Here is a 26,368-nt window from a genome sequence, read left to right on the forward strand (position 1 = left end):
GGGGATCTCCTCTATGAAACAGGGGCCTTGTCAGGCCGTGGGAACGTCGGCGTGCGGTCATGCATCGCCACGTTTCACACGGCCTGACAGGCCCCTGTCATGCAACGTCTTTGCCAATCGTTAGCGTGGCGCTACCGGGCTTGCGTTGATCGTTGCAGCGGAAGTCGCTTCGCTACCCTTGGCAGGCCAGACGCTCGGATCCAGATCCAGATCGGCGAACTGCTTGGGGTCGAATACCGGCGATTCGACACCGGCTCTGCGCTGGTTGTCGTAATCGCGCATCAGGCGCAGGCCGACCTTGAACAGCAACGCCAGGGCAATCAGGTTGCAGATGGCCAGGAGACCCATGGTGACGTCGGCGAAGCCGAATACCGTGCCCAGATCCTGGACCGAACCCCACATCACCAGTCCGATGACCATCACCCGGTAGAGCAGGACCGGCCAGCGCTTGCCGGTGAAGAAGCTCAGTGCGTTCTCGCCCAGGTAGTAGTTGTAGATCAGTGTGGTGAACACGAACAGCAGCAGAGCGACGCTGATGAACACCCGGCCCCATTCGCCGACAACGGCGGCAACGGCGGTCTGGGTCAGCACGACGCCGGCCATGTCGCTGCCCGGCTCGAACACACCGGAGAGGATGATGATCAGCGCGGTGCAGCTGCACAGCACGATGGTGTCGATGAACACGCTCAGCGACTGCACGATGCCTTGCGCTACCGGATGCTTGACCTCGGCGACTGCCGCCACGTTCGGCGCGCTACCCAGGCCGGCCTCGTTGGAGAACAGACCGCGCTTGACGCCCATGATAATCGCCGCACCGATGCCGCCGGCAAAGGCCGGTTCGAGACCGAATGCGCTGCGCAAGATGGTGCCGAAGGCTTCAGGAATAGCGCTGGCGTTGCTGCCGATGACGAAGACGGCCATGCCGATGTAGGCGAAGGCCATGATCGGTACCAGTACGTCGGCGAACTTGGCGATGCGCTTGATGCCGCCAAAGATGATCAGGCCGATCACGACCATCAGTACGATGCCGCTGACGAAGGTCGGTACGCCAAAGGTGTCGTTCATCGAGCTGGCGACGGTGTAGGACTGCACGGCGTTGAAGCCGAAGCCGAAGGTCACCAGCAGCAACAGCGAAACCACGATGCCCAGCCAGCGCTGGCCGAGGCCGTGCTGGATGTAGAACGCCGGGCCGCCGCGGTAGCCGCCATCGGCTTCACGACGCTTGTACAGCTGAGCCAGGGAGCATTCGAAATAGCTGGTGGCCATGCCGACCAGCGCGACGATCCACATCCAGAAAATCGCGCCCGGGCCGCCGAGCATGATGGCGACCGAGACACCGGCGATGTTGCCGGCGCCGACGCGGCCGGCGACGCTGAGCATCAGCGCCTGGAACGAACTGAGCTGGCCTGGTTGACGTTTGAAGGCTTCGCCGAAGATGCGAAACATGCTGCCGAAATAGCGAAACTGGACGAATCGCGAGGCGATGGTGAAGTACAGGCCGAGGCCTATCAGCATCACGATGAGCAACTTGCTCCAGATGAGATCGTTGAGAAGATCGAGCATGGCGGAGGGTCTCTCTTGTTGTTTTGACGAATGGGGGGTGACGCAGGGCGGGAATGGTTGGCCAGAGGCGATATGCCATGCAATTGCGCGGGTCGCGGCGATCTGGCGCGAGTTGATGCTAGAATCGCGCCGCTCGCATCACAGGGATCGACCATGCAAGACCACCTCGGCGCCAATCTCAAGCTGCTCTGCAGCCATTACCGTTCGATTGCCGAGGTCTGCCGCAAGCTCTCGATCAACCGGGCGCAGTTCAACAAGTACCTTAACGGCCAGAGCCGCCCGACCGCACACAACCTCAAGCGCATCTGCGACTTCTTCGGGGTCGAGGGTTACGAGTTGAGCCTGCCCGGTGAGCAATTCGCCCAGTTGATCGGCCTGCGGCGACACGACCAGGAGCGCATCGCGGCCAGCGATCCGCTGCTCGAGCTGTTCCAGCCGATGCGCGACAACGCCAACAGCCTGGCCCGTTATTGCGGGTACTACTTCGAATACGCCAATTGCATGTCAGTGCCGGGGCAGATCCTGCTGTCATTGGTGCACTTGCGTGAAGACCGCGGCAGCTATGTCTTCGAGCGACAGGAACGTCAGGAGCAGTCGCGCCCCGACAATCCCAAGCAGGAAGACGGCGTGGTGCGCTGCCGCTATCTGGGCGCCGCCTTCTACCTGCAGGATCGGCTGTTTCTCATCGACTACGAGTCACTGACCGGCAACGAGATGAGCCAGACCATCCTGATTCCGAGCTTCAAGAGCCGCATCAGCCGCCTCAATGGCCTGAAGACCGGCGTTTCCAGCGGCGACCGGCGTACCCCGGCGTGCACGCGTGTGGTGTGGGAGTATCTGGGGACCGAAATAAACCGGGTCAATGCGTATCGGCAGGTGATGCTCTACGCCCTCGATGACACGCGCATTGATCCCGAAATCCGCGATCGCCTGGCGGCGGCGTCCATGCGTGATGGGCTGTTCGAGATCGAATGATCCAACTCGTCGTGCGGGTCGGACGGCTGTTGCTGCATTGCTAGGCGCAGAAGAGAGGCGGGAGATGTGTGGCGGATTTCGTCTCGATGGCGACGTGTGCGCCATCGAGCGTTTCAGGCGGATCAGCAGAGTTCTGGGTGTTTGGTGCAGGTGCCGTAGCCCTCGGTCTTCATCTCGTCCAGCGCCTTCTGCAGACGGGTGACGACTTCATCGGGGGTGTCCAGATTCAATGCCAGGTACAGCGGCGCGGAGTTGAATACCAGCACTGTGTTCAGGCCGGCGACGCCTTCCTGCTTGGCGTAGTAGCGCCAGACCGGATCGGAGGTCGCCCAGAGGTCGATCTTGCCGGTGAGCAGTTTCTGCAGGTTTTCCTGATCGCGTAGCGAGTTGACGGGAGTCAGGCCCTGCGCTTCGACACGCTGGCTGACTGCGCTGCTCTTGTAGGCGCCGATGGTGTAGCCCTTGGCCTGTTCCAGGCTGGTCAGCTTCAGGCTGGAACCTGGAGCCGAGAGCAGTACGCTTTCGTACTGTGCGATCGGGCCGACCCACTTGAACAGCGGCCGGCGTTCGTCGGTCATGGAAGTCGAGAAGAGGCCGTGGTTCGGCAGGTCCAGCGTTGACTGGTAGATGCGATCCCAAGGGAAACGCAGCGTCATCGAATAAGCAATGTCGGCGCGCTTGAACATCTCGCGCACAGTAGTCGCGCTGATGCCCTGGATATGTTCCTCGCGGGCGAAGTTCTTGCCACCTTCGGCCATGTTGAAGGGCGGGAAGTTTTCGGTCTGCAAGACCAGTTCGTAGCCTTTCGGAAGCTCCGCATGAGCGAGCGGCGCGCCGGTGATCGAGCTGAACAACAGGGTGATGGCGAGTAGTTTGCGCATGGGGCCTCCGAGGAATCGGCGGATTCTACGCACCGCGCACAAATCAGGACTTGTGCCGTATCACGGTTTTGCAGTGCCGATCAGCGCACGGTTTCGGCATCGCGGCACTCGCCCGGAAGGCGAGGCTGCAACTTTCAGCCCATCAGGCGCTCTCAGGCCGTTGGCCTCGCTGCGTCCCAGGTCGGCGTCATTGGCAATGCAAGAGTTCAAGCTTGCTCTGCAGGCGGCGCCGGGTTCCCAGGCGCCGCCTCATCAGCTCTACTTCGTAGTGGCGCTGTTGTAGATGTCGCGGTCCAGTTCGTTCTCGCTGCGCCCGACCAGTGTCGTGGTCATCAGGTCACCGGCCACGTTGACGGTCGTGCGCGCCATGTCGAGGATGCGATCGATCCCGGCGATCAGCGCGACGCCTTCGAGCGGCAGGCCGGCTGCGGTCAGGACGAGCCCGAGCATGATCAAACCGGCCCCCGGGATGCCTGCGGTGCCGATCGAGGCGAGGGTCGCGGTGAGGATGATCATCAGGTACTGGCCTGCGCTGAGGTCGATGCCGAATGCCTGGGCGATGAACAGCGCCAGCACGCCTTGGTAGATCGCGGTGCCGTCCATATTGATCGTCGCACCGACTGGCAGCACGAACCCCGCCACGCCTTCTGAGATGCCCAGGTTCTTGCGCGCACACTCGATGGAGACGGGCAGGGTGCCCGCACTGCTCGAGGTGCTGAAAGCCACTGCCAGCGCCGGTGCGATGCCCTGGAGGAATCGCAGTGGGCTCAACCGCCCGACCAGACCCAGCGAGCCGCCATAGACGAGCAATACATGGGCAATGCTGGCCAGGTAGATCACACCGATGACGCCAGCCAGGGGTAGCAGCACATCCGCACCGTGGCTGCCAACCACGCCGGCAGTCAGCGCAAAAACGCCGATTGGCGCTACTCGCATCACCAGATCGGTGAGTTTGTAGAAGGTCTCGGCCAGCCCATCGAACAGCCGCACCGCCGGCGCGGCGCGCTCCCCCACCAGATTCATGCTCACACCCATTGCGATGGCAAACACGATGATCTGCAGAATATTGCCTTCGGCGAATGCGGTGACCGGGTTGCTGGGTACCAGTCCGACCAGGATGCTCACCAGGGAGGGTGCCTCTTTGGCCTCGGTTGCCGTGCTGGCCACCATGTTCATGCCCTCTCCAGGACTGAAGAGCGCGCCGAACAGCAGACCGATACTGACCGCGAAGGCGGTGGTTATCAGGTAGATGAGGATGGTCTTGATGCTGATACGCCCGAGCTTGGCGCTGTCCTGCATCGAGGTAATGCCCGCGACCAGCGAGACGAACACCAGCGGCACGATGAGCATCTTGATTGCGTTGAGAAACAGCGTGCCTATTGGCGCCAGGACCAGCGCGTCCTCCTTGAACAGCACGCCGGTGGCAATGCCGAGTGCCAGGCCAATGAGTATCTGCTGCCACAAGGCAAGCTTGCCGAGCAGGCGAAAGGGTGTACGCAGGGTGGTGCTCTGATTCATGGGGGTACCTTTTTTGTTGTTATGAAATAGAGGCCGTCGATTGCGGCCCTGATGCAATCGCGCCCGACGAATCGGGCGCTTTGACGCGGCGTCAGGCCTTCAGTGGCACCAGTCGTGGCGCGATCATGTTTTCCGGCCGCAGGATGTCGTCGAGGGTGGCGTCGTCCAGCAGGCGTTCTTCACGCACCAGTTCCAGCACCCCGCGGCCGCTAAGCAACGCCTGGCCGGCGATGCGCGTGGCGTTCTCGTAGCCGATGTAGGGGTTGAGCGCGGTGATCAGGCCGATGGAGTTCTCCATCAGTTGGCGGCAGCGGTCCTCGTTGGCGGTGATGCCGACGATGCAGTGCTCGCGCAGCATGTCCATGGCGCGCTGCAGCAGGCGGATCGAATCGAACAGCTTGAAGGCGATCAGCGGCTCCATGACGTTGAGCTGCAGTTGCCCGGCTTCGGCGGCCATGGTCAGCGCCAAGTCGTTGCCAATCACTTCGAAGGCCACCTGATTGACCGCCTCGGGAATCACCGGATTGACCTTGCCCGGCATGATCGAGCTGCCGGGTTGACGCGCTGGCAGGTTGATCTCGTTGATGCCGGTGCGCGGCCCGCTGGAAAGCAGGCGAAGGTCGTTGCAGATCTTCGAAAGCTTCACCGCCAGGCGCTTTAGCATGCTGGAGAAGGTGACGAAGGCGCCCATGTCGGAGGTGGCTTCGATCAGGTCAGCGGCGGGTTTCAGCGGGTGGCCGCTGATGGTCGCCAGGCGCTGCACGGCCAGGGCCTGGTAGTTGGGATCGGCATTGATGCCAGTGCCGATGGCGGTGCCACCGAGGTTGACCTCGACCAGCAACTGCGGCGCGATCAGGCGCAGGTGTTCGAGGTCTTCGCCTAGGGTGGTGGCGAAGGCGCGGAATTCCTGGCCGAGGGTCATCGGCACCGCGTCCTGCAGCTGGGTGCGACCCATCTTGAGGATGTGCGCGAACTCGGCGGATTTACCGGCGAAGGCCTGCACTAGGCTGTCCAGGCTGGCGAGTAGGGTGTCGTGGCCGAGCAGAAGGCCCAGACGAATGGCCGTGGGATAGGCGTCGTTGGTGGACTGCGCCATGTTCACGTCGTTGTTCGGGTGCAGGTGGCGGTACTCGCCCTTGGGGTGGCCCATGTATTGCAGCGCCAGGTTGGCGATCACCTCGTTGGCGTTCATGTTGGTCGAAGTGCCGGCGCCGCCCTGAATCATGTCCACGACGAATTGGTCGTGATGCTCGCCGCGAACAAGATGGGCACAGGCCTGGCTGATCGCCATGTGCTTGGCGTCGCTCAGATGCCCAAGCTCGCGATTGGCGTCCGCTGCCGCCTGTTTGACCATGGCAAGCGCTACTACCAGTTTCGGAAAATGCGACAGCGGCACGCCGGAGAGGTGGAAATTGCGTACGGCGCGCAGGGTCTGGATGCCGTAATAGGCGTCAGCGGGTACTTCAAGGGGGCCAAGCAGATCTTTTTCGAGGCGGAACGATGCAGCGGAGGACATGAGGGTTCTCATCCGAGAGAAAAGCGGCACCTGCCGCGAGGGCCGCTAACATATGGCTTGAGGGCATTTCTCGGCCAATGCCGTTAAACGCTGGGTCATGCGTGATCGGCATAACGGGGATGTGACGCCGTTTCGCTGGCAAGCGTTATTGGGCTGCCTCACCAACCGTCACAACGTCCGTCAGGAGTCGGCATGAACATCGAAACCAAGTGGCTGGAAGATCTCGTCGCGCTCGCCGCTACCCGCAGCTTTTCCCAGGCGGCCGAGCGGCGCTTCGTGACTCAGCCTGCGTTCAGCCGGCGTATCCGCAGCCTGGAAAACTGCCTCGGCCTGACCCTGGTGAACCGCGCCAAGACACCGGTCGAGCTGACCGAGGCTGGCCAGCTGTTCCTGGTTACGGCGCGCAACATGATCGACCAGATCGGCGAGGTGGTGCATTACCTGCACAATCTCGAGGGCCAGCGCGGTGAGGTGTTGCAGATTGCCGCCGCGCATTCACTGGCGCTGGGTTTCTTTCCCGAGTGGCTAGCGCGCTTGCGCCAGGACGGCGTGCCGGTGAACAGCCGGCTGGTGGCAACCAACGTCGGCGAGGCGGTGCATTCGCTGCGTGAGGGCACTTGCGACCTGATCCTTGCCTACTACGACCCGGACGCGGCTCTGCAGATGGACCCCGAGCTGTTCCCGTCCTTGTCGCTGGGGCGTACCGAGATCGTTCCGGTCTGTGGAGTCGACGCGGCTGGAGAACCGTTGTTCAACCCGGACAGCGGTCAGACCGTCCCTTTGCTGGCCTATAGCGCCGGCGCTTCGCTGGGTCGGTCGGTGAATCTGCTGTTACGCCAGCGCGGCCTGCGATCTTCGACGGTGTACGAAACGGCCATGGCCGACAGCCTCAAAAGCATGGCGATGCAGCGGCTTGGTCTGGCGTGGGTGCCCCGGCTGAGCGTGACTGCCGAGCTGGAACGGGGCGAGCTGGTGGTTTGTGGTGGCGAGCACTGGCGCGTGCCGCTGGAAATTCGCCTGTACCGCTGCGCACTGGTGCGCAAGGCGCCGGTCCGCCTGCTTTGGCGCAAGCTGGAGACGGGAGCGGGGCAGGGTGTAGAGGGGTTATTGGTGGAGTGAGCCGCCGTCCGCTGGCAGCGTTATGGTTAAGGCGACTACGCAGCTTGCTGTCGGCCCGGTTGCACCGATCGCCAGCAAGCTGGGCTCCTACAGGCTGGCGCCATTGCGGTGCGGGCCTAGCGCGTTGCTACATGCTCATCACGATCCGGCCTTCGATGGTGCCAGCGCGCATCTGGTCGAAGATCTGGTTGATGTCGTCCAGCTTGCCGCTGTGGATGGTCGCCTTGACCAGGCCTTCGGCGGCGAAATCCAGCGCTTCTTGCAGGTCCGCGCGAGTACCGACGATGGAGCCGGTGATGCTGATTGCCTTGAGCACCACATCGAAGATCGGCGTCGGGAAATCACCCGGTGGCAGTCCCACCAGAGCAACCGTGCCGTGCCGCCGGGCCATGCCGATGGCCTGACCGAAGGCGCTGTTGGATACGGCCGTCACCAGCACCCCGTGGGCGCCGCCAATGTCGCGCTGGATGACCTCGACAGGGTCTTCGGTGCGCGCATTGATGGTCAGGCTGGCGCCAAGCTTCTTCGCCAGCTCCAGCTTGGCGTCGTCGACGTCCACTGCTGCGACGTGCAGGCCCATGGCCTTGGCGTACTGCACGGCCACATGGCCCAGTCCGCCGACACCCGAAATCACGACCCACTGGCCTGGACGGGCGTTTGTCACCTTGAGACCCTTGTAGACCGTCACGCCGGCGCAAAGGATGGGGGCGATTTCATCGAATGCCACTTCTTTGGGCAGGATGCCGACGTAGTTGGGGTCCGCTAGGACGTATTCGGCGTAGCCGCCGTTGACTGAATAGCCCGTGTTCTGCTGCTCGGTGCAGAGCGTCTCCCAGCCCGTGAGGCAGTGTTCGCAACAGCCGCAGGCGCTGTACAGCCAGGGCACGCCGACGCGGTCGCCTTCCTTGACGCGGCTGACGCCGCTGCCCACAGCGGCAACGTAACCGACGCCTTCATGTCCGGGAATGAAGGGCAGCGGAGGACGCACGGGCCAGTCGCCCTCCACGGCATGCAGGTCGGTATGACAAACGCCGCAGGCCTCGATCTTCACCAGTATCTGGCCGGGGCCGGGCAGCGGGACTTTCACTTCCTCGATACGCAGCGGTTCACCGTAAGCGTGCGCCACGGCGGCTTTCATCGTCTGGTTCATGAGCGTCTCCTGTGCGTCGGAACTGGCAGTCTCTATGTCTGATCCAAGCGGACATTGACCTCGGGCAAGGTTAGCGGTCATTCACGGCTTTGCCAGACGCGTGGTCACAGGTGCCGGCGGCTTGGGCCTTGCGATATACTGCGCGGCCTTTCGGTCGGACCGTTTCCGACCCTGTACCTGCACGGCCGCGCTGTTTTCAGCGCGGCCGTTGTTCCTGATGCGCCTTCTGGCGCCGAAGCGAGGCACAACGATGACCGCACTGGTAGGCGTGATCATGGGCTCCAAGTCCGACTGGTCCACCTTGAGCCACACCGCAGACATGCTGGAGAAGCTCGGCATTCCGCACGAAGTCACCGTGGTGTCCGCGCACCGCACCCCCGACCTGCTGTTTCAGTATGCAGAGCAGGCCGAATCACGCGGGATTCGCGTGATCATTGCTGGCGCAGGTGGCGCAGCGCATCTGCCGGGCATGTGCGCGGCCAAGACGCATCTGCCGGTGCTGGGTGTGCCGGTGCAGTCCTCGATGCTCTCGGGTGTCGATTCGCTGCTGTCGATCGTGCAGATGCCAGCTGGCGTGCCGGTGGCGACGCTGGCCATCGGCAAGGCTGGGGCGATCAATGCCGCGCTGCTGTCGGCCAGCATCATTGGCCACGAATTCCCCGAATATCACGCCGCGCTGAAGAAATTCCGCGACGAACAGACCCAGACCGTGCTCGATAACCCGGATCCGAGGAACGCGTAATGAAGATCGGCGTGATCGGTGGCGGCCAGCTGGGCCGCATGCTCGCCCTGGCAGGGACCCCGCTGGGCATGAACTTCGCTTTTCTCGATCCAGCCCCGGACGCCTGCGCCGCGGCGTTGGGTGAGCATCTGTGCGCCGACTACGGCGATAGAGACCACCTGCGCCAGCTCGCTGATGAAGTGGATCTGGTGACCTTCGAGTTCGAAAGCGTGCCGGCCGAGACCGTGGCGTTTCTCTCGCAGTTCGTTCCGGTATTCCCCAGCGCCGAGGCGCTGCGCATCGCGCGCGATCGCTGGTTCGAGAAGTCCATGTTCAAGGACCTCGGTATTCCCACGCCGGCCTTTGCCGATATCCAGTCCCAGGCCGATCTCGATGCTGCCGCGGCCGGCATCGGTCTTCCAGCCGTGCTCAAGACACGCACCCTCGGCTACGACGGTAAGGGACAGAAGGTTCTGCGCAAGCAATCCGACGTTACCGCCGCTTTCGCCGAGCTGGGCAGCGTGCCCTGCGTCCTCGAAGGTTTCGTGCCCTTCACCGGTGAAGTGTCGTTGATCGCCGTGCGCGGTCGCGACGGCGAGACCTGCTTCTACCCGCTGGTCCATAACACCCATGAAGACGGCATCCTCCGGTTGTCTGTGGCCAGCAGCAATCATCCCTTGCAGTCGTTGGCCGAAGACTATGCCGGGCGCGTGCTGACACAGCTCGATTACGTTGGGGTGCTGGCTTTCGAGTTCTTCGAGGTCGACGGCGGCCTCAAGGCCAACGAGATCGCGCCACGCGTGCACAATTCCGGGCACTGGACCATCGAAGGCGCCGAGTGCAGCCAGTTCGAGAATCACCTGCGTGCCGTCAGCGGTCTGCCGTTGGGCTCGACGTACAAGCTCGGTGAAAGCGCCATGCTCAACTTCATCGGTGAAGTTCCAGCTGTGGCGAAGGTCATCGCCGTGGAAGACTGCCACTTGCATCACTACGGCAAGGCGTTCAAGGTCGGGCGCAAGGTCGGTCACGCCACCTTGCGCTGCCCGGACCGTGCCACGCTGGACCGGCAGATCACCGCTGTCGAGTCGCTGATCGCCCGGGATTGAGGGCCCGGCCGTCTGGCTTGTTTCATCCGGCGGCGAACTGGATGAGCTGCCTCAGGTCCGAGGATACGTGACGCATATTTTCGGACCTGAAGGAGACTGCCAATGGGCATCATCGGAACAATCATCATCGGCCTCATCGTGGGTCTCATCGCGCGCTTCCTGAAGCCTGGCAACGACAGCATGGGCTGGATCATGACCATCCTGCTGGGTATCGGCGGTTCGCTGCTGGCCACCTACGGCGGTCAGGCACTTGGCCTTTATCAGGCTGGCGAAGGTGCGGGCTTTATCGGCGCAGTTGTCGGTGCGATCATCCTGCTGGTCATCTACGGCATGGTTACGAGCCGTAAACACTGATCCGCCCGGGGCCGCGCCCTGCGGCCCCGTTCTTTCACCGCTTGGTTGCCATGCGCCAGATAGTTCTTTCCCTCCTGCTCATCATCCATTGTGTGGCCTACGCGGCTCCCACCGAGCTTGATTGGCTCGAACTGATGCCTGCTGAAGACCGCAAGGCTCTGGAGGAAATGCCCGAGATCGAACATGACTCGCCCGAAACCGTCGGTTTCAGCGACCAGGGCGGGCTCAAGCAAGGCGCCGGGCTGCCGGAGGTCATGTACTCGGCCAAGACGGTGCCGGCTCTGGACGGTAAACAGATTCGCCTCGGCGGTTATCCGGTTCCGCTGGAAACCGACAATCAGGGCCGCAGTACCGAATTCTTTCTGGTGCCCTATCCCGGTGCCTGCATCCACGTTCCGCCGCCACCTCCCAATCAAATCGTCATGGTTCGCTATCCGGCCGGCATCATGCTGGACGACATTTACGCACCGCTGTGGGTGGATGGGACGCTCAAGATCGAACCGGTCAATAACGATCTGGCGGAAGCGGCGTATGCCATTTCCGCCGCTGAAGTAACGCTGGTGGACGAAAGCGATAGCGATGACCGCCGCTTCCATGCGACTTGATCCGTCCCAGCGCCAGGCCTTTCGAGAGTTGGCAGCGCATACCGAAGGGATCGATCTGCCGGTTTATCAGGCATTTGAAAAAGATCCGCTGGAGCCGATCATCGGGCTTGGCCCGGCCGACGCCCCGATCGCCTTTTTCGGCCGTGATCCGGGGCGCGAGGAGGTTCGCTACGGCGAGCCCTTTATCGGCAGCGGTGGCCAACTGGTGCGGCGTGCGCTTTATCGGCATCTGTATGGCAAAGACCTGCCGGACTTCGAGGCCGGGCGTGCAGTAGGCGAAGGTTATTTCTGGATCAACACGGTGCCCTACAAGCCGGTCGGCAATCGCGCCTGGTCGATGCCGATCAAGCGACGCTACCACCCGCTGATGCGCCAGCTGTTGATCGAAAACTGGCAGGGGCGGGATATCGTCACGCTGGGTCGTGAGGCCTTTCTCTGGTTCGGCATCGATGGGTCGCGGGACGATCGGCGGCGACTCGAGGCGTTCTGGCAGCGAGACGACCGTTTCTCGACGTATTGCGACATCGAACTGGCTACGGAGCCGGGTGGTTCGCGCCAGTTCCGACTTCATCCGCTGCCGCATCCTTCACCGCGCAACATGATCTGGTTCAAGCGCTTTGCGGCGCTACTCGATTCACGCTTGCAACAGCTGCTCGGCGGACACCTTCATACATCGGCACCGTGACGGCGCATGAAGCCCAGGTCGAGGCGGTCCTTCCAGCTACCCAGTAGGCTTCCCTCGGCTGCCAGCCCAGCCCAGCTCAGCATTGCGCCGCCGCGTCCATCAGCCAGCAGGGCGAGGGTGTGTGCCTGAGGGTGATAACGCCGTAGCGGCTGGCCGATGGTTGCCTGGCAGAGGTTGGTCGCCAGTACCCGCGCCTGACGCACCGCATGCACGCCATTACGCGCCACACCGGGCATGCTCGCGCAGTCGCCGCTGGCAAACACATGGGGGTGCGAGCGGCTTTGCAGCGACGGTGAAACCTCGACGAAACCCTGCCCGTCCAGCCGCAGCCCCGACTCGCGCAACCATTCCAGCGGGTTGGGCCCGGTTGCGACTATCAGTCGTCGGCCTCGCCAACAGATATCCCCATCGCTGATCAGCGTGTTGCCCTCCACCCGCTGGATCGGTGTATGTTCCTGTACGATTACGCCAGCGCGGTCGAGATGCCGCAGGGCTAGACGGCGTAGGCGTGGGGCATGTCCGGCGAGCAATTCACCAGCGGTGAGCAGGCTGACGGCCGGTACGCGTCCGAACATTGCCAGCGCCAGTTCGACGCCGGCAGCTCCGCCGCCGAGCACGGCGACCGGCTCAGGCGCTTCCTCCCATTGCTGCCAACGGCGGAGGAAATCGGCGAAGGGCTTCACCGCCAGCATTTCCATGCCATCTCCGGTTTGATCCGGCTTCCAGGGTAACGAGCCAAGGTTGAGCGAAAGCCAGGTGCTGCGCAGGCTGACGCCAGTAGCCAGCAGCAGTTCAGGCGTTTCCGGTTGCAGTGCGACGATGGTGCCCTGAACGAACTCCACCTCAGCGGCAGCGCAGAGGCTGGGGAGCGCCACGCGGCACTGGCGCGCCTGATAACGTTCGGCGACAAGGCCGGGCATCATCCCGGAATACCAGGCATTGGGTTCGGCCGACACCAGGCCGATGCGGCCCATGGGACGATCACGGACAGCCCAGTGGCGCAGCACGCCTAGGTGACTATGCCCGGCCCCGGCGAGCAATAGATCGAAATCAGTATTCATGGTGCATCAGTGACCGGCTGATGCGAGGCAAGGCGAACGTGAACGAGATACGAAACGGCAGGGCTGCATCCATGGCAAGCATCCTTCAAGCGTGACGATCCACCTCCGGACGGCACATCAGACGGACGCGCCGCGCTTCGACAAGGTGTTGTGGGCAGTATAGACGCTGCCCCAGCGCCAGCTCCGGCCGCTCGCATGTTTCACCGAACTGCCATTGCCAATTGGGGGCTGCGTGATCAGCCCCGCTGCTAGAGCGGCTCGACGCCGATGGAGACGCTGAGTGTATGGTTCGCGCCGGGCTCCAGACGAACCACGTCATCCATCACGTTCGCCGTTTCGATGCAGAGCATCCGCTGCCAGGCGTCGTCCGCGAATTGCGACAGTCGCTGCGCTTTATCGATCCAGGGATTCCAGAGCACGGCGGACCGAGAGCCACGGGTTTCGAGAGTGATGCGTCGGTTGGCACCCACATCGCGCAAGGTCAGCATCGATGGCAAATCCAGATAGATGCGGTCGGTTTCGCCCGAGAAGTGCAGATCACCCTCCTGCCTCCGCTGTTCCCAGCCCTCCAGCGTCTCGATGTAAGTCTGACCATCAAGACCCTCCACCGATACCTGATGGATGTCGCTGATCGCGAAATAGCTGTGCAGCGCCTGTGACAACGTCAACGGCGTATCGCCGCCGTTGTGGCTGGCCAGCGACAGATGCAGCCGCTGATCGAGTCGGATGGTGAAGGTGGGTTCGACGGCATGTGGCCAATCGGCCAGGCCGGCTGGGTTTGAACAGACGAATTCCAGTGTTGCACCGTCGACGTCGCTATAGGCGTCCTTCAGCGTCCAGTCGATGCTTCGCACCAGGCCATGAGCGGGTGGCTGGCTGCCTTGGTAGGCATCCTGTATCGCTTGCGGATTGCGGGTCAGATCGCCAAACCATGGCCAGCAGACAGGAACGCCGCCACGCACCGGTTGGCCGCGGACGAACTCGGCCTGCTCACTCAGCCAGATGATCGGCAGGCCTGGCCCGCGCGTATAGCTGAGCACCTGTGCGCCCTGCTCGGCGACCACCAGCTCGGCGTCGTCGTGACGGATGCGCCAGCAGGCAAGTTGGTCCATTTCGATGCGCTGGATATCGACGGGCATTGGCGGTCTCTTGGTCGTGGTTGAGTAGTGCGTCTGACTACGCAGGCGCGGCAGGATTCCGAGGTCCGGCCTGCCGGTGGAAAAGTCGCAGGCGTAAAAAAGGGCCGGCATGGCGCGGCCCTCTTTTGCTGCATGGTGACTAGCGACCCTGACAGGCGTCGACGCGCAACCAGCGTTCCAGCAACTTGAACCCCTGCATGAGCACGAAGGCGATGATCAGGTAGATCAGGCCCGCGGTGAGGAACATTTCCTCGTGCATGTAGGTGCGGGCTGCGATCTTGCGTGCCATGCCGGTCAGTTCCAGCAGGGTGATGGTGCTCGCCAGGGCGCTGGCCTTGAGCATCAGGATGACTTCGTTGCTGTAGGCCGGCAACCCGATCCGCGTGGCGCGCGGCAGGATGATGTGTCGCAGCGCCTGGGTGCGTGACATGCCCAGCGCGCGCGCGGCCTCCACCTCACCGGATGGAACGTTCTGGATCGCACCACGCAGGATTTCGGCAATGTACGCAGCGGTGTGCAGGGTCATGGTGATGATCGCGCACCAGTAGGGGTCGCGCAGGAAGGGCCACATCCAGCTTTGCCTGACCGCTTCGAACTGCGCCATGCCGTAATAGACGAGGAACAGCTGGACCAGCAGGGGTGTGCCGCGGAAAAAGAAGATGTAGCCATACGGCAGCGCACGCACCGCAAGCAGGCGTGAGGACCGTGCAATGCCCAGCGGCAGCGCAAGGATCAGTCCTGCAACCACTGAAACGCCGACCAGTTGCAGTGTCAGCCAGGCACCCTCGAGAAAGTCGGGCAGCCACTTGATGAACAATTCCCAGCTCATGCGGCGCTCCTGACGAAGCCGCGACCGGCGCGTTTTTCAAGAAAGTACATGCAGGTCATCGCGATCACGGTCAGGCCCAGATAGATGAAGGCCGCGACGACGAAGAAGGTGAAGGGCTCCTTGCTGGCGGTCACGGCGATCTGCGAGCTGCGCATGATCTCTTCCAGGCCAATCACCGAGACCAGCGCGGTGTCTTTCATCAGAATCATGAACAGGTTGCCGAGGCCGGGCAGGGCCAGGCGCCACATTTGCGGAAGAATCAGCTTGAGAAAGATCCGCCGCTTGCCGAGCCCCAATGCAAGGCCGGCCTCGCGATGGCCCTTGGGAATGGCCAGCAGCGCACCGCGAAATACCTCGGTGGCGTAGGCGCCAAAACATATGCCGAGGGCGATGGTACCGGCGACGAAGGGGCTGAGCGCAAGGTTGGCGATGCCGAAGATTTCGCCGATCCCGCGCACCAGGCCAATGGTGCCGAAATAGATCAGCAGCACCCAGAGCAACTCGGGGACGCCGCGAACGATGGTCGAATAGGTGCCGCCAATCCAGCGCAGGGTGGAGAACGGCGAGGTTTTGGCGAGCGCACCCAGCAGACCGAGGACCAAGCCCAGGGCCAGGGCTGCGACAGCCAGTTGAATGGTCATCCAGGTGCCGGCGATCAGTGCCGGACCGAATCCATGAAGGTCGGGAATCATAAGGGCTCAAACATCAAAGCCCGGCCTACCATTATTGGCGGCCGGGCTTTGATTCAGACGGATCAGTAAATATTGAACGGGAAGTACTTTGCGTTCAGCTTCTCGTAGGTGCCATCAGCTCGAATTTCAGCCAGGGCCTTGTTCAGCTTCTCGCGCAGATCGTCGTTGCCTTTGCGCACGGCGATGGCGATCTTGTCGTTGTCGAACACCGGCTCGCCCTTGAACTCGAAGTTCTTGCCAGCATCGCTCTTGAGCCATTCCCACTGTACGAAGGAGTCGGCGAGGATGCCGTCAACGCGGCCCGAGGCCAGGTCAAGGTAGGCATTTTCCTGGGTGTCGTAGAGCTTGATGTCGACGACGTCGTCCATGTTGTCTTCGAGCCAGGTGCCGGCGATGGTTGCACGCTGCGCGCCGATGGTCTTGCCTTTCAGGTAGCTCTCATCGGCCTTGAAGTCCACCGATTTGGGCGCAACGAACTGCAGCTTGTTGGTGTAGTAGTGGTCGGTGAAGTCGACGGCGTTCTTGCGTTCTTCGGTAACCGACATCGAGGCGGCGAGGAAGTCGAATTTGCCGGCATTCAGAGCAGGGATGATGCCATCCCAGTCGGAGGTTACCACTTCGCACTCGACTTCCATCTTGGCGCAGAGCGCGTGCGCGATGTCGAGGTCGAAGCCCACGACCTGGCCGCTGGCGTCGATCAGGTTGAAGGGTGGGTAGGCACCTTCGGTACCGATGCGCAGCTTGTCAGCGGCAAAGGCGTTGGCGCCGAGCATCAGAGTGGCGGCGGCAGTCAGCAGAATCTTCTTATAGCTTTTCATGCGGTGTGTTGCTCCATTAGCGATGGCTGGACATGAACTGTTTACAGCGTGCCGATTGGGGGTTGTCGAACACCTGCTCCGGCTTTCCCTGCTCTTCGACCAAGCCCTGGTGGAGAAAGACCACCTCACTGGAAACCTGCTTGGCGAAGTTCATTTCATGAGTGACCAGCAGCATGGTGCGACCCTCATCGGCCAGCGACCTGATCACCGTAAGCACTTCTTGTACCATTTCCGGGTCGAGCGCCGAGGTCGGCTCGTCGAACAGGATCACCTTGGGCTGCATGGCCAGGGTGCGAGCAATCGCAGCGCGCTGTTGCTGGCCGCCGGATAGCTGGTTCGGATAAACGTGGCGCTTGTCGGCGATTCCGACCTTGGCCAGCAATGCCTCGGCCGTTTCGATGGCTTCGGCCTTGCTCTGGCCCAGCACCCGGCGAGGCGCCTCGATGATGTTGTCGAGTACGCTCATGTGCGGCCAGAGATTGAAATTCTGGAACACAAAGCCGAGCTTGCTGCGCATCAGGTTAATCTGCTTGGCATCGGCGGCGACCAGATCGCCGTCTTTGGCGCGCTTTAGGCGCAGTTGCTCGCCAGCCACGAGAATCTCGCCCTCGTTGGGGTTCTCCAGCAGGTTGATGCAGCGCAGAAATGTGGATTTTCCGGACCCGGAAGAGCCGAGGATGGAAATCACGTCACCATCGCGAGCGGTCAGCGAGATGCCTTTGAGAACTTCCAGATCGCCGTAGCGCTTGTGCAGATTGCGGATTTCCAGTGCGGGTATGGCCTCGGCCATTGAGCTTCCTCTTCTCGGAACAGGGGGCTGTTCCTGCTCCGTTTCTATGTAAATTGCGCTCCGGCCAACTGCTCGCCGTCCTGGCGAGGCGCAAACCTAGCATGGGCGGGGGCATGCGCCAAGCGCGACAGGGCAGCGAGCGCCGTGACCGCCCGGTCACGCGGCGCCGGCGGACCGACGCCTTTATCTATATAGATGAAAAAGCCATGCTTCGCGCAGAACCGGGTTGAGTAGAGCACGACAGGCGGCCTCGGAGGCCGCCTACTCTCAGGACGGATTGGTCTTGGGCAGCTCCGGATCGTCAGAGAGCATTTCGTCGTGCTCGGCCATTTTCCATGGCAGGCTGCCTGGCGAGATGTGAAGGAAGTGCAGGTATTTTTCGAACTGGTCGAGGATATCGCTGATGATGTCGGCCTGATCGTAACCATAGATGTCGTAATGCTGCCCGCCACGGCGTAGGAAGACTTCGGCACGGTAGTACTGCTCTTCGGACTCAGGCCCCTCGACAAGGGCGAATGCCGGCATCGCGTAACCAACGGCGCGGATTTCGTAAATGAAATCCACCTGATCATCTTTGATAACTTCCAGATAAAGCCGCGAGTGAGCTTCGTCGGTATGGACCTCCGCGCTCCACTCCTGGCCGCTGAGTTCACGCTGCACGCGCCGCATGGCTTTGAGCACGGTACTGCTCATAAAGCCATCGACGTCTTGCCGACTGGGGAAACTGACCATGCCGGCAAGGCGCTTCTTCCACAGCCCTGGACCGGCGTTGCTCGCCAGTCGGCTGCCCTGCATGTGGCTCTGCAAACTGGTCTCATGGTGACCTTCGATCACCAGCGCGCGCCACATGCCCAGCGCGGCAATCATCATGATGATCGCGAAGGGCAGGGCGCTGGCGATGGTCATGGTCTGCAGGGCGCTAAGCCCGCCAGCCAGGAGTAGGGCGGACGCCACAATCCCCTCGATGCTGGCCCAGAAGACACGCTGCCACGCCGGGGTGTGAAGCGCGCCGCCGGCGGCCAGCGAGTCGATGACCAGGGAACCGGAGTCCGACGAGGTGACGAAAAAGGTGATGATCAGCACCACCGCCAGGAACGAGGCGATGGACGTCATCGGTAGCAGTTCGAACAGCTTGAACAGCGCGATGGCGTTGTCCGCCTGCACATCCGTGATCAGCGAGGTGTAGCCCTCGACCATGATCAGGTGCAACGCGGTATCACCGAATATCGAGAACCAGAGAAAGGTGAAGATGGTAGGCACGAACATTACGCCGAACACGAATTGGCGGATGGTTCTACCGCGGCTGATCTTGGCGATGAACAGGCCGACAAAGGGTGACCAGGCAATGGTCCAGCCAAAGATGAACAGCGTCCAATTGCCGATCCAGTCGCTTCGTGAATAGGCCTGCAGATTGAAAGTGCGTTCGATGATGTTGTTCAGGTAGCTGCCGGTGTTCTGCAGAAAGGTTTCGAGAATGAAGATGGTCGGTCCGACCAGGAACACGAAAACCATCAGTCCGATGGCGAGGACCATGTTCAGCAGCGAGAGGTTTTTCACGCCCTTGTCGAGGCCGGCGACAACCGAACAGATCGCCAGACCGGTAATGATAGCGATAGCGATGATCTGCACATTGATGCTGATAGGAATCGAAGGCCAGAGGTAGTTGATGCCTGCGTTGATCTGGGTAACCGAAAGGCCCAGCGTGGTGGCGATGCCGAACAGCGTGCCAAGAATCGCGAACACATCCACCACATGGCCGATCGGGCCGTAGATCCGTTCACCGATGATTGGATATAGCGCCGAGCGCATGGACAGCGGCAAGCCGTGGCGGAATGAGAAGTAGGCCAGTACCAGGCCCGTCAGGCCGTAAATGGCCCAGATATGGAAACCCCAATGGAAGAACGCAATCTGCATCGCCTGCTTGGCTGCATCAACGGTCTCCGCGGCGCCTGCTGGTGGGGAAGCGTAGTGAAGCACCGGTTCGGCGACGCCGAAGAAGAGCAGGGCGATGCCGTAGCCCGCCGAAAAGAGCATGGCGAACCAGGCCGGGAAGCTGTATTGCGGCTCGGCATGGTCGGGCCCCAGTTTGATATTGCCCCAGGGCGTCATCGCGATGCCGACGATGAACACCAGAAAAAAAGCTACCGACAGCATGTAGAACCAGCCGAAGTTGGTCGTGATGAACGCCAGCGTCGAGCTGAACACATCGCCTGCCAACTCCGGATTGCTGATGGTGCCGACTACCAGCAGCAGCGTGACAACCACGGCGGGGATGAATACAGGGAAGAGGATGACGGCCTTCGGTAGCTTCTTTTCTGCTTCCATATATCGTTCTGCTCTCTGGTTGGCGAGTGGGACGGAAAACGCGTCGGCTCCCGAAGTGAAAGTGCTATCAGAAGGGTAGACGGCGATTCGCCACGGAATACTCACCAGAAATTGCCATCATGCTGATCCAGGTGCAGTCATGGGCAGTGTCGGACCGCCGTGTGAGAGCATTATCGGCGCGCCTTGAGCGCGTCGGGCAATGGGCTCAGTACGCCGGCTCGAGCTGATGGCGACGCAGGATCATCGGCACTGTGCCGTCGGCGATGGCCTGGTCCAGCGCCTGCTCGAAGGCCAGAAACTGCGCCTTGCTCACCGTCTTGCGAGATAGCCCAATGCCGTAAGTGATCGGGCCCATTTCGCCAGCCTCGCGAATGCCCGTGAGGCCTTCGTCATCAATCAGGTGCCAGGCGACATCCTGATTGAGCACGGCCAGGCCTTCCTTGCCGAAGCGGCCGGACTGCAGCATGCGCAGCAGCCTGCGGTTGTCTGCGGTCAGGTGCAGGCGGACGTCGGCCACCGACTTGAGACGCTCGGACAACACGTAGGAAGTCCCGGAAGGGCCGTAGACGCCAACCAGTCGTCCAGCCAGATCGCCAGGCTGGTTGAAGACGAAGCTGCTGTCGGTGCGAGCAAAGACGCTGTAGCGGGTCGTGACCAGCATCCGGCTGATGTGGAATATCTTTTCACGTCGCGGCGAGCGCACCAGCGTGAAGATTCCGTCCGCCTCGCCCTGCTCGGCCATTTGCAACGCCCGGCGCCAGGGGTACAGCGTGATGGTGCATTCCTGCTGTAGCCGCGCGCATACTGCCTTCATCACCTCCACGAGCGGGCCGCCCGCATTGACCCCGACGCTTGGTGGCGTGTCAGGGCTGGCATCGGCGGGATAGGTGAAGGGGGGAAAATCTTCGGTCACGAAGTGCCATTGGCCTGGATCGGCCTGAACGGCAGACGACAGCAACCAGATCACCAAAATCGGGAGAACCCTATGCACTGCTTGCTCCTTGGGTATGGTCGGCATTCCTTGGCGGTACTACGCAGCGGGACGCCGCCCTGATCGGCTGCGTCTGGCTGCTAAGAGCCTAGTCGAGAATTAAGTCAGAGCGACTGAATCGAACTACGAGTTGGCGCGCCGGCTACCAGGCGCGCTGGACAAAAGGCGAAGCCAGCCGGGTTTCCAGCTCAACGTAAAAGACAGGAACATGGCGGAGGCGCTCGTCAGCAGCACCCAGAGCAGCGTTCCGAACTCATTGCCCTGCGCGGCCAGCAGCACCAACAGCGCAGTTGCGAGGCAAGCCAACGCGACGACCATCCGAGCAAGCTGCCCACGCCGCGAGGGAGAACTGGCAAGCGGATCGACTGCCTTGCGATGCGGCGCCTGGCAGAGAGCCAGAAGCGCGAACGCTAGGTAGCAAAGGATAAACGCCAGCATCGCGGCGAGCAGTTCAGTCACGAGGCAATGCCTCGCGTGCCGGCCGACGGGTCGGGGAGGGTGTGACCTGCGCCAGGCGGATTCGCCGCGACGCCAGCAGGCAGAAGCCTGCAAGCACCAGCAGCATCAAGTCCATGCCGGCTACCGCCGCAGATCCGGAAAACAGGCTGAGCGGCAGGGCGTCACCGGTTGTGATTGCGTTTAGCGCCACTGCAGATACAGCCAGTACCGCTGCAGACTGCAGCTGCCTGCGCCAGGCGTTCCCCGGGCACGCTGCGGCATGAACTAGCGTCACCAGCCAGCCCAGGTAGAACGCCCAACCCTCCAGCGCTTCCCGCGGCTGCCCGAGCCACTGGCTGCCAGCGGGCAGTAGTCGATTTGCGATGAAGAAAACCAGCGTCGCGATCACCAGACCCGTGGCTGTCGATACGCAAATCGCGTAAACCAACCGCGCGCCTATCCGGCCCTGTCGCTCGTGCCTGGGCCGTCTTGAGCCGGACCAGAACAACAGCCCGGTACCGATCAGCACACAGCCGCTCAACCCGCCAGTGAAGTAAAGCCAGCGCAGCGTCCAATGGTCGAACTGGATGAAATGCAGTCCCGTGAAAAATCGCTGCACGTCGGCAATGGGCGCTGCTGAATGCTGATGCAGAAGCTCGCCGGTGGTGCCGTCGAATGTCAGCCGGTCAGCATTCATCGTCACCTCGCGGGCATGGGAGCGGCGGACCTCGACATATTGGTTACGGTCCCCCGGATGCCAGACGCGCACGAAGTAGGCCTGGCCGGGTTTGCCGCTGCTTTGCCAAGCTTCCTGCGCGCTGGACAGCATTGCGTCCAGCGACGCGGTGTCAGCTTTCAGCCCCGATGCTGGTTGAGAGTAGTTGCCGAGGGCCTCCATCTGGAGTTGGGCCCGGCCTTGGGGGTAGAGCCCCTGGGTGATGCCCGGAAAGTAAATCGCGTAGAAGATGATCAAACCCGACAGGGTGATGACGAAATGAAACGGCAAGACCAGCACACCGGTCAGGTTGTGTAGATCGAGAAGGCTGCGTTGCAGTCGCTTGTGTGGCCTGAAGGTGAAGAACTCTGCAATCAGCTTGCGGTGCGCCACCACGCCGGACACGAGCAGCACCAGCATGCCCATTCCCGCAGCGCCGACCGGCCAGTACCCAACGCTGCGCCAGCCCAGGTGCAGGCTGAAGTGAAATGGAAAGATGAAGCGGGTGCCGCCCCAGCTGCCCTGGTCGGCTAACAGCTCACCGGTATGCGGATCGATATGGCGACGCACGGCATTCTGATGTGGGAGCTGATAATCGAGGTGAAGGGTCGGCGCGCGTGGTGTCGGCAGGCTGATGCTCCAGACCGGAGCGTCCTGCGCCAGTCGCTGCGCATGAGGCAGGACAAGCTGGTCCAACGAGATCTGGGCGGCAGGCGCCGGAAGGCGTGTGTCCGGCTGCATCCAGCGGTCGATTTCGCGATCGAAAACCGAAAGCGAGCCGGTCCAGAAGATCGCCAGAAGCAAGCCGCCGAGCAGCACGCCGGCCCAGGTATGCAGCCAGGCCATCGACTGCCGGAAACCACTGCCAGGCGCCACTCAGCTGGCCCCCTGTGTCGGCGCCAGCCAATGGCTCAGCGCGCTGCCGATCAGGATGCCCATCAGCAGAAGCGCCCAGACCCGCCAGACCTTGGGCTCGCTAAAGCTCCAGATAAGCAACGCGAGGTAGAGGATGAAGCCCAGCATCGCGGTCAGGATTACCGCTTCGCTGCGCGCCATGCCGCCATACAGGACCAGCAGCTGAGCGCCTGCCGAGGCCAGCGCTACCGTGCAGGCATAGCCGCCTGCGATGGCGGCGATAACCCGTAACGCCAGGCTACCGCGGCTTGACCGCCCTCCTTGGTGCCCCCGTACATCGCGCTTCGACGCTGCTGCAGCCATGAATCAGAAGCTGACCTGGTAACCCAGCATCAGGGTACGCCCGCGGCCGTTGAACACCCGGCCGTCCCGGGTGAGCTTGGAACCGGTGTTGGCCGCCTGCGAGTAGTAGGTTAGGTAGTCCTTGTTCATCAGGTTCTCGATACCTACGCTCACCTCGCCGACAGGCAGGCGATAGCCGACGAAAGCATCCACCAGCGTGTAACCATCGAATTCCAGGCCAGGTGTATCGAAATCGCGACTGGCGTAGTGATTGGCCTGCAGCAGACTGTGCAGGTCATCGGTCCAGTTCGCCTGCCAGCTGACGCCGTAGCGGTCCGGGGAGATGTTTGCACCGTCCAGGTCGGTATCCACCTTGCCGTCGCCATTGGTGTCCGAGCGACCATTGACCTGGGCATACATCAGCTTCAGCCGATGCATGTCGTTGACTTTCCAGCCGCCAGTGAACTCCACCCCGTCGATCTCGGTGCGTTCACGGCGGATCTGGTAGACACCGCCAACGCTGTCCAGTCTCGGACCCAGATCTGCATCGGACTCGTAATAACTGATCTCCGCATCGAACGGGCCATGGTTCAAGCGGAAGCCAATTTCCCGGTTCTCGGTGACCACGGGTTGCAGGTCGAGGAAGTTGTCGACGCTGGTGCCGGGCGTGCCTATGCCTCGTAGCACGCGGCCTACGTCGGGCATGCCAAACCCTTCGGAATAGTTGGCGAATAGCTGTGCCCAGCTGGTCATCTGCCAGACCAGCCCGGCGTTGTAGAGCGTTTCCTCGAAGGTCGGGTTGCCACCCTCGACATCCACACCACCGAGCGCTGGGTTGGTCGAGGCGATAGTGCTGAAGCCGTCCACGTCCAGATCGGCGAACTCGTGGCGAGCGCCCACGAAAAGCGTCAGGTCGTCGAGCGCCCGGATCTCAGCCTGGAGAAACGGCGCGTAATTGCGAAACACGGTTTCCGGCACCCATTCGCGGTCGGTGAGGATCAGTTGCTGGCTGGTGGTGTCCTGCAACACGTCGAGACCGCCGGTCAGCATCAGATGGTTGTCGAACATGCCATCTCGGCTGAGGGTCAGCTTGCCACCGATCTTGTCCGACTCGTTCTGCGACTGATCGAACAGCGTGCCGACAGGTGCGATACCGGCATCCTGAAAGGTCCCGTTGGTGCCGCCACCGAAGCGCCCGCGGAAGCGTTGGGTATAGAGCTGCAGGCCGAGTTCATTGCCGTAGAGATCGGCGTGCTTGTAGGACAGGCTGGTTGCGAGCACTTCGTTTTGAGGCGCCTTGCCTTGCGGGTCGCCCTTACGTGACGTTGCCGGGATCCCAGCGTCGGCATCGCCGGGAACATTGACGTATTCGTGCTCGCCCTCGACCTCGTAACGATTGACCATCAGACCGATGTTTTGATTGTCATCGAGCCAGTAACCCAGCTTGACCAGCAGATCAGTGCTGGTGGAGTCCATGACATCGCCCTGGGTGTCGTCGACACCGATCAGATCGCCGTTGGCGTCATAGAACATGCCCTGGGTCTGCCAGCTGGTGCCGACCAGGTAATCGAAATTGCCCTGGGTACCCTCGACCCGATAGTCCAGCTTGTAGCCAAGCCCTTCGGACTCGTAATCAGTCGGTGCGGTGAAGCTGACCCCCGCATGCTGACGCAGTGTCCCGCTTTCCGGGCGGCGGGTGACGTAGTTGATAATCCCGCCGGTGGCGCCGAGGCCATGTTCGGCACTGGCGCCATGGATGACCTCGATTCGCTCGACCATCGACAAATCAATGGTGTAGCCGTCTCGCTGGCTGTCCCGCAACGGCGTGGATTGCGGCACACCATCGATCAGGATCAGCGCGGAACGCCCACGAAAGGTTTCGCCCGCGCTGCTCATCTTCTGCCGGCTTGGCGAATAGGAAGGGATAAGGTTGCTCAGCACTGCACCGTGGTCGGAGGTGATCGACAGTTGCTGCTCGATCTGCTCGCGACTGATCACAGTGATCTTCTGTGGGGTTTTACCCGCCTCACTTCTGGCGCGCGTCGCGCTTATCGTGACCGCCTCAAGCTCGGTAGCCTCATCGGCCAGCGCAGGCATCGACGTGAGTGAAAGGGTTGCGAGGGATATGGACAGACACAGACAGGTTTTGCGAAACACGTGAAGGCTCCCGATGTTGGTGTTTTTCGTGGGGAGCGAGACGGTAAACTAAATGTAAATGACTTGCATTAAGATTTTAGTGGCAGGCTAGCAGCAGCCTTAACGTTTGTTGTTTCCAGCTGATGCGATTCCGTCCCTTCAGCGACTGGGGCGTTGCTGCTTGCGCCACTCCCATGGAGGCTGCTGATCAGCTTTGGGCAATGACCACAAGCCCCGCCCAAGCTCGCGCGCTACTGCCTCCAGATTGAGGAGCGTTCGGTCGTCCAGATAGCCGCGGTTGGCCCAGGCGTTCCCGGTCCTGACCAGTTCCGAATTGATCTCGCTGTCACCGACTTTGACCCGCGCCAGCGTTCGTCCCGCGTCGTCGCGGCCTTTGACCGTCAGCGTCACGGTCTTATCAAAGATGTAGTTGGCAAGCGCCTGGCGGGCCTGGGTGCCGTAAGGTTGTCTGAGCTCCGGGGTGTCGATCTCGGCAAGCTTCACCCTGACGTGCGCCCCTGTAGTGTCAAGGCAGCTGAAGGTGTCGCCGTCGGCAATGCCGGTCACGCGACAGTCGAACGATGCCGCCGATGCAGGCAGGGCTGTGATGAGCAAGGAGGTGGCTAAAGCGCGCAGCATGACGGCATCCGTGCGGGTCGGGGGGCGGCGAGAGTAACAGGCCGCCTGGAGGCCGAATCGGAGCCATGTCTCATGAGCAGACCGGGTCTAGGTACACGAATAGTGAACCGTGAACTGAGTCGGGGGCTCTTTGCCGCTGGGATTGCCGGCTCGCTGACGAGAAGAAATTTTGGACAACAAAAAACCCGCACTAGGCGGGCTTCTTGTGGGCTTTCGGGTGGTTTTGACACCACCTGAAATGAATAGATGGTGCCCAGGGACGGAATCGAACCGCCGACACGGGGATTTTCAATCCCCTGCTCTACCGACTGAGCTACCTGGGCAACGGGGCGCTATTAGACGGATTTGGCTTTTGCCTGTCAAGCGCGGCCGGGAAAATATTTAGCCAGAACGGGCGTTTAGCGT

At 61.9% G+C, this 26,368-nt stretch carries 25 protein-coding genes and 1 tRNA gene; 7 read left to right on the forward strand and 19 right to left on the reverse strand.

The window, feature by feature from the left end:
• Window positions 1-120: 120 nt before the first annotated feature.
• Window positions 121-1,563, reverse strand: coding sequence for an alanine/glycine:cation symporter family protein (locus NA619_RS08310; RefSeq protein ID WP_255961349.1), 1,443 nt, complete (start codon window positions 1,561-1,563; stop codon window positions 121-123).
• A gap of 153 nt (window positions 1,564-1,716) precedes the next feature.
• Between NA619_RS08310 and NA619_RS08315 the strand changes: the two genes are divergently transcribed.
• A complete protein-coding gene (locus NA619_RS08315; RefSeq protein ID WP_255961350.1) occupies window positions 1,717-2,538 on the forward strand; it encodes a helix-turn-helix domain-containing protein in 822 nt (273 codons plus the stop codon).
• A 122-nt stretch (window positions 2,539-2,660) separates the two neighbouring features.
• On the opposite strand, the gene NA619_RS08320 is transcribed toward NA619_RS08315, so the two are convergent.
• The 3 genes from NA619_RS08320 to NA619_RS08330 form a co-directional block, all read right to left on the reverse strand.
• A complete protein-coding gene (locus tag NA619_RS08320) occupies window positions 2,661-3,419 on the reverse strand; it encodes a substrate-binding periplasmic protein (RefSeq protein WP_255961351.1) in 759 nt (252 codons plus the stop codon).
• Between the two features lie 258 nt (window positions 3,420-3,677).
• Complete coding sequence (locus NA619_RS08325; RefSeq protein WP_255961352.1) at window positions 3,678-4,937, reverse strand: dicarboxylate/amino acid:cation symporter; 1,260 nt, start codon at window positions 4,935-4,937, stop codon at window positions 3,678-3,680.
• A gap of 91 nt (window positions 4,938-5,028) precedes the next feature.
• Window positions 5,029-6,453, reverse strand: a complete 1,425-nt coding sequence (locus NA619_RS08330) for an aspartate ammonia-lyase (RefSeq protein WP_255961353.1) — start codon at window positions 6,451-6,453, stop codon at window positions 5,029-5,031.
• A 192-nt stretch (window positions 6,454-6,645) separates the two neighbouring features.
• Between NA619_RS08330 and NA619_RS08335 the strand changes: the two genes are divergently transcribed.
• Window positions 6,646-7,572, forward strand: coding sequence for a LysR substrate-binding domain-containing protein (locus tag NA619_RS08335; RefSeq protein ID WP_255961354.1), 927 nt, complete (start codon window positions 6,646-6,648; stop codon window positions 7,570-7,572).
• 127 nt (window positions 7,573-7,699) lie between these two features.
• Here NA619_RS08335 and adhP read toward each other — a convergent pair whose 3' ends face one another.
• On the reverse strand, window positions 7,700-8,722 hold the full coding sequence (gene adhP, locus NA619_RS08340; protein WP_255961355.1) for an alcohol dehydrogenase AdhP: 1,023 nt from the start codon (window positions 8,720-8,722) through the stop codon (window positions 7,700-7,702).
• A gap of 250 nt (window positions 8,723-8,972) precedes the next feature.
• On the opposite strand from adhP, the gene purE reads away from it, so the two are divergent.
• The 5 genes from purE (at window position 8,973) to NA619_RS08365 (ending at window position 12,193) form a co-directional block, all read left to right on the forward strand.
• Window positions 8,973-9,464, forward strand: coding sequence for a 5-(carboxyamino)imidazole ribonucleotide mutase (gene purE / locus NA619_RS08345; RefSeq protein WP_255961356.1), 492 nt, complete (start codon window positions 8,973-8,975; stop codon window positions 9,462-9,464).
• Entirely contained in the window at window positions 9,464-10,549 is a 1,086-nt protein-coding gene (locus tag NA619_RS08350) for a 5-(carboxyamino)imidazole ribonucleotide synthase (protein ID WP_255961357.1), read from the forward strand. Before purE ends, NA619_RS08350 begins: the two co-directional genes overlap by 1 nt.
• 102 nt (window positions 10,550-10,651) lie before the next feature.
• Window positions 10,652-10,903: a GlsB/YeaQ/YmgE family stress response membrane protein gene (locus tag NA619_RS08355; protein ID WP_138406381.1), complete on the forward strand. Its 252-nt coding sequence runs from the start codon at window positions 10,652-10,654 to the stop codon at window positions 10,901-10,903.
• A 50-nt stretch (window positions 10,904-10,953) separates the two neighbouring features.
• On the forward strand, window positions 10,954-11,508 hold the full coding sequence (locus tag NA619_RS08360) for a DUF3299 domain-containing protein (RefSeq protein WP_255961358.1): 555 nt from the start codon (window positions 10,954-10,956) through the stop codon (window positions 11,506-11,508).
• The gene (locus tag NA619_RS08365; RefSeq protein WP_255961488.1) at window positions 11,498-12,193 is read left to right on the forward strand and encodes a uracil-DNA glycosylase family protein; all 696 of its coding nucleotides are present in this window, start codon (window positions 11,498-11,500) and stop codon (window positions 12,191-12,193) included. The genes NA619_RS08360 and NA619_RS08365 overlap by 11 nt, the downstream gene beginning before the upstream one ends.
• Here NA619_RS08365 and NA619_RS08370 read toward each other — a convergent pair.
• The 14 genes from NA619_RS08370 to NA619_RS08435 all read right to left on the reverse strand — a co-directional run bounded on the left by NA619_RS08370 (window position 12,175) and on the right by NA619_RS08435 (window position 26,286).
• On the reverse strand, window positions 12,175-13,254 hold the full coding sequence (locus tag NA619_RS08370; protein ID WP_255961359.1) for an FAD-dependent oxidoreductase: 1,080 nt from the start codon (window positions 13,252-13,254) through the stop codon (window positions 12,175-12,177). The two genes, NA619_RS08365 and NA619_RS08370, sit on opposite strands and share 19 nt — an antisense overlap.
• Before the next feature lie 248 nt (window positions 13,255-13,502).
• Window positions 13,503-14,393, reverse strand: coding sequence for a D-hexose-6-phosphate mutarotase (locus tag NA619_RS08375; RefSeq protein WP_255961489.1), 891 nt, complete (start codon window positions 14,391-14,393; stop codon window positions 13,503-13,505).
• A gap of 139 nt (window positions 14,394-14,532) precedes the next feature.
• Window positions 14,533-15,222 (reverse strand): ABC transporter permease, encoded by a 690-nt coding sequence (locus NA619_RS08380; protein ID WP_255961360.1) that lies wholly within the window; start codon window positions 15,220-15,222, stop codon window positions 14,533-14,535.
• Window positions 15,219-15,914, reverse strand: a complete 696-nt coding sequence (locus NA619_RS08385) for an ABC transporter permease (RefSeq protein WP_255961361.1) — start codon at window positions 15,912-15,914, stop codon at window positions 15,219-15,221. Before NA619_RS08385 ends, NA619_RS08380 begins: the two co-directional genes overlap by 4 nt.
• Window positions 15,915-15,976: 62 nt before the next feature.
• Window positions 15,977-16,732, reverse strand: coding sequence for an ABC transporter substrate-binding protein (locus NA619_RS08390; protein ID WP_255961362.1), 756 nt, complete (start codon window positions 16,730-16,732; stop codon window positions 15,977-15,979).
• Between the two features lie 16 nt (window positions 16,733-16,748).
• Window positions 16,749-17,522 (reverse strand): ABC transporter ATP-binding protein, encoded by a 774-nt coding sequence (locus NA619_RS08395; RefSeq protein WP_255961363.1) that lies wholly within the window; start codon window positions 17,520-17,522, stop codon window positions 16,749-16,751.
• Window positions 17,523-17,789: 267 nt separating this feature from the next.
• Complete coding sequence (locus NA619_RS08400; protein ID WP_255961364.1) at window positions 17,790-19,847, reverse strand: BCCT family transporter; 2,058 nt, start codon at window positions 19,845-19,847, stop codon at window positions 17,790-17,792.
• Between the two features lie 205 nt (window positions 19,848-20,052).
• The gene (locus NA619_RS08405) at window positions 20,053-20,838 is read right to left on the reverse strand and encodes a substrate-binding periplasmic protein (protein ID WP_255961365.1); all 786 of its coding nucleotides are present in this window, start codon (window positions 20,836-20,838) and stop codon (window positions 20,053-20,055) included.
• 123 nt (window positions 20,839-20,961) lie between these two features.
• Complete coding sequence (locus NA619_RS08410) at window positions 20,962-21,297, reverse strand: DUF3325 family protein (protein WP_255961366.1); 336 nt, start codon at window positions 21,295-21,297, stop codon at window positions 20,962-20,964.
• Window positions 21,290-22,837: a PepSY-associated TM helix domain-containing protein gene (locus NA619_RS08415; protein WP_255961367.1), complete on the reverse strand. Its 1,548-nt coding sequence runs from the start codon at window positions 22,835-22,837 to the stop codon at window positions 21,290-21,292. Before NA619_RS08415 ends, NA619_RS08410 begins: the two co-directional genes overlap by 8 nt.
• Window positions 22,838-22,867: 30 nt before the next feature.
• On the reverse strand, window positions 22,868-23,209 hold the full coding sequence (locus tag NA619_RS08420; protein WP_255961368.1) for a hypothetical protein: 342 nt from the start codon (window positions 23,207-23,209) through the stop codon (window positions 22,868-22,870).
• 3 nt (window positions 23,210-23,212) lie between these two features.
• Complete coding sequence (locus tag NA619_RS08425) at window positions 23,213-25,345, reverse strand: TonB-dependent receptor (protein ID WP_255961369.1); 2,133 nt, start codon at window positions 25,343-25,345, stop codon at window positions 23,213-23,215.
• Between the two features lie 138 nt (window positions 25,346-25,483).
• Complete coding sequence (locus tag NA619_RS08430; RefSeq protein WP_255961370.1) at window positions 25,484-25,963, reverse strand: thermonuclease family protein; 480 nt, start codon at window positions 25,961-25,963, stop codon at window positions 25,484-25,486.
• Between the two features lie 247 nt (window positions 25,964-26,210).
• Window positions 26,211-26,286 (reverse strand) — tRNA-Phe (locus NA619_RS08435).
• Between the last annotated feature and the right edge of the window lie 82 nt (window positions 26,287-26,368).

It is taken from the genome of Stutzerimonas stutzeri (assembly GCF_024448895.1).
GTDB classification, from domain to species: domain Bacteria; phylum Pseudomonadota; class Gammaproteobacteria; order Pseudomonadales; family Pseudomonadaceae; genus Stutzerimonas; species Stutzerimonas stutzeri_Q.

Bases quoted from the DNA above. Each gene is read 5' to 3' on its own strand.
- NA619_RS08325 (WP_255961352.1), bottom strand. From the start codon at position 4,937: ATGAATCAGAGCACCACCCTGCGTACACCCTTTCGCCTGCTCGGCAAG.
- NA619_RS08330 (WP_255961353.1), bottom strand. From the start codon at position 6,453: ATGTCCTCCGCTGCATCGTTCCGCCTCGAAAAAGATCTGCTTGGCCCC.
- NA619_RS08360 (WP_255961358.1), top strand. From the start codon at position 10,954: ATGCGCCAGATAGTTCTTTCCCTCCTGCTCATCATCCATTGTGTGGCC.
- NA619_RS08310 (WP_255961349.1), bottom strand. From the start codon at position 1,563: ATGCTCGATCTTCTCAACGATCTCATCTGGAGCAAGTTGCTCATCGTG.
- NA619_RS08335 (WP_255961354.1), top strand. From the start codon at position 6,646: ATGAACATCGAAACCAAGTGGCTGGAAGATCTCGTCGCGCTCGCCGCT.
- NA619_RS08400 (WP_255961364.1), bottom strand. From the start codon at position 19,847: ATGGAAGCAGAAAAGAAGCTACCGAAGGCCGTCATCCTCTTCCCTGTA.
- adhP (WP_255961355.1), bottom strand. From the start codon at position 8,722: ATGAACCAGACGATGAAAGCCGCCGTGGCGCACGCTTACGGTGAACCG.
- NA619_RS08420 (WP_255961368.1), bottom strand. From the start codon at position 23,209: ATGGCTGCAGCAGCGTCGAAGCGCGATGTACGGGGGCACCAAGGAGGG.
- NA619_RS08375 (WP_255961489.1), bottom strand. From the start codon at position 14,393: ATGCCCGTCGATATCCAGCGCATCGAAATGGACCAACTTGCCTGCTGG.
- NA619_RS08355 (WP_138406381.1), top strand. From the start codon at position 10,652: ATGGGCATCATCGGAACAATCATCATCGGCCTCATCGTGGGTCTCATC.
- NA619_RS08395 (WP_255961363.1), bottom strand. From the start codon at position 17,522: ATGGCCGAGGCCATACCCGCACTGGAAATCCGCAATCTGCACAAGCGC.
- NA619_RS08350 (WP_255961357.1), top strand. From the start codon at position 9,464: ATGAAGATCGGCGTGATCGGTGGCGGCCAGCTGGGCCGCATGCTCGCC.
- NA619_RS08365 (WP_255961488.1), top strand. From the start codon at position 11,498: ATGCGACTTGATCCGTCCCAGCGCCAGGCCTTTCGAGAGTTGGCAGCG.
- NA619_RS08385 (WP_255961361.1), bottom strand. From the start codon at position 15,914: ATGATTCCCGACCTTCATGGATTCGGTCCGGCACTGATCGCCGGCACC.
- NA619_RS08370 (WP_255961359.1), bottom strand. From the start codon at position 13,254: ATGAATACTGATTTCGATCTATTGCTCGCCGGGGCCGGGCATAGTCAC.
- purE (WP_255961356.1), top strand. From the start codon at position 8,973: ATGACCGCACTGGTAGGCGTGATCATGGGCTCCAAGTCCGACTGGTCC.
- NA619_RS08320 (WP_255961351.1), bottom strand. From the start codon at position 3,419: ATGCGCAAACTACTCGCCATCACCCTGTTGTTCAGCTCGATCACCGGC.
- NA619_RS08415 (WP_255961367.1), bottom strand. From the start codon at position 22,837: ATGGCCTGGCTGCATACCTGGGCCGGCGTGCTGCTCGGCGGCTTGCTT.
- NA619_RS08430 (WP_255961370.1), bottom strand. From the start codon at position 25,963: ATGCTGCGCGCTTTAGCCACCTCCTTGCTCATCACAGCCCTGCCTGCA.
- NA619_RS08390 (WP_255961362.1), bottom strand. From the start codon at position 16,732: ATGAAAAGCTATAAGAAGATTCTGCTGACTGCCGCCGCCACTCTGATG.
- NA619_RS08380 (WP_255961360.1), bottom strand. From the start codon at position 15,222: ATGAGCTGGGAATTGTTCATCAAGTGGCTGCCCGACTTTCTCGAGGGT.
- NA619_RS08315 (WP_255961350.1), top strand. From the start codon at position 1,717: ATGCAAGACCACCTCGGCGCCAATCTCAAGCTGCTCTGCAGCCATTAC.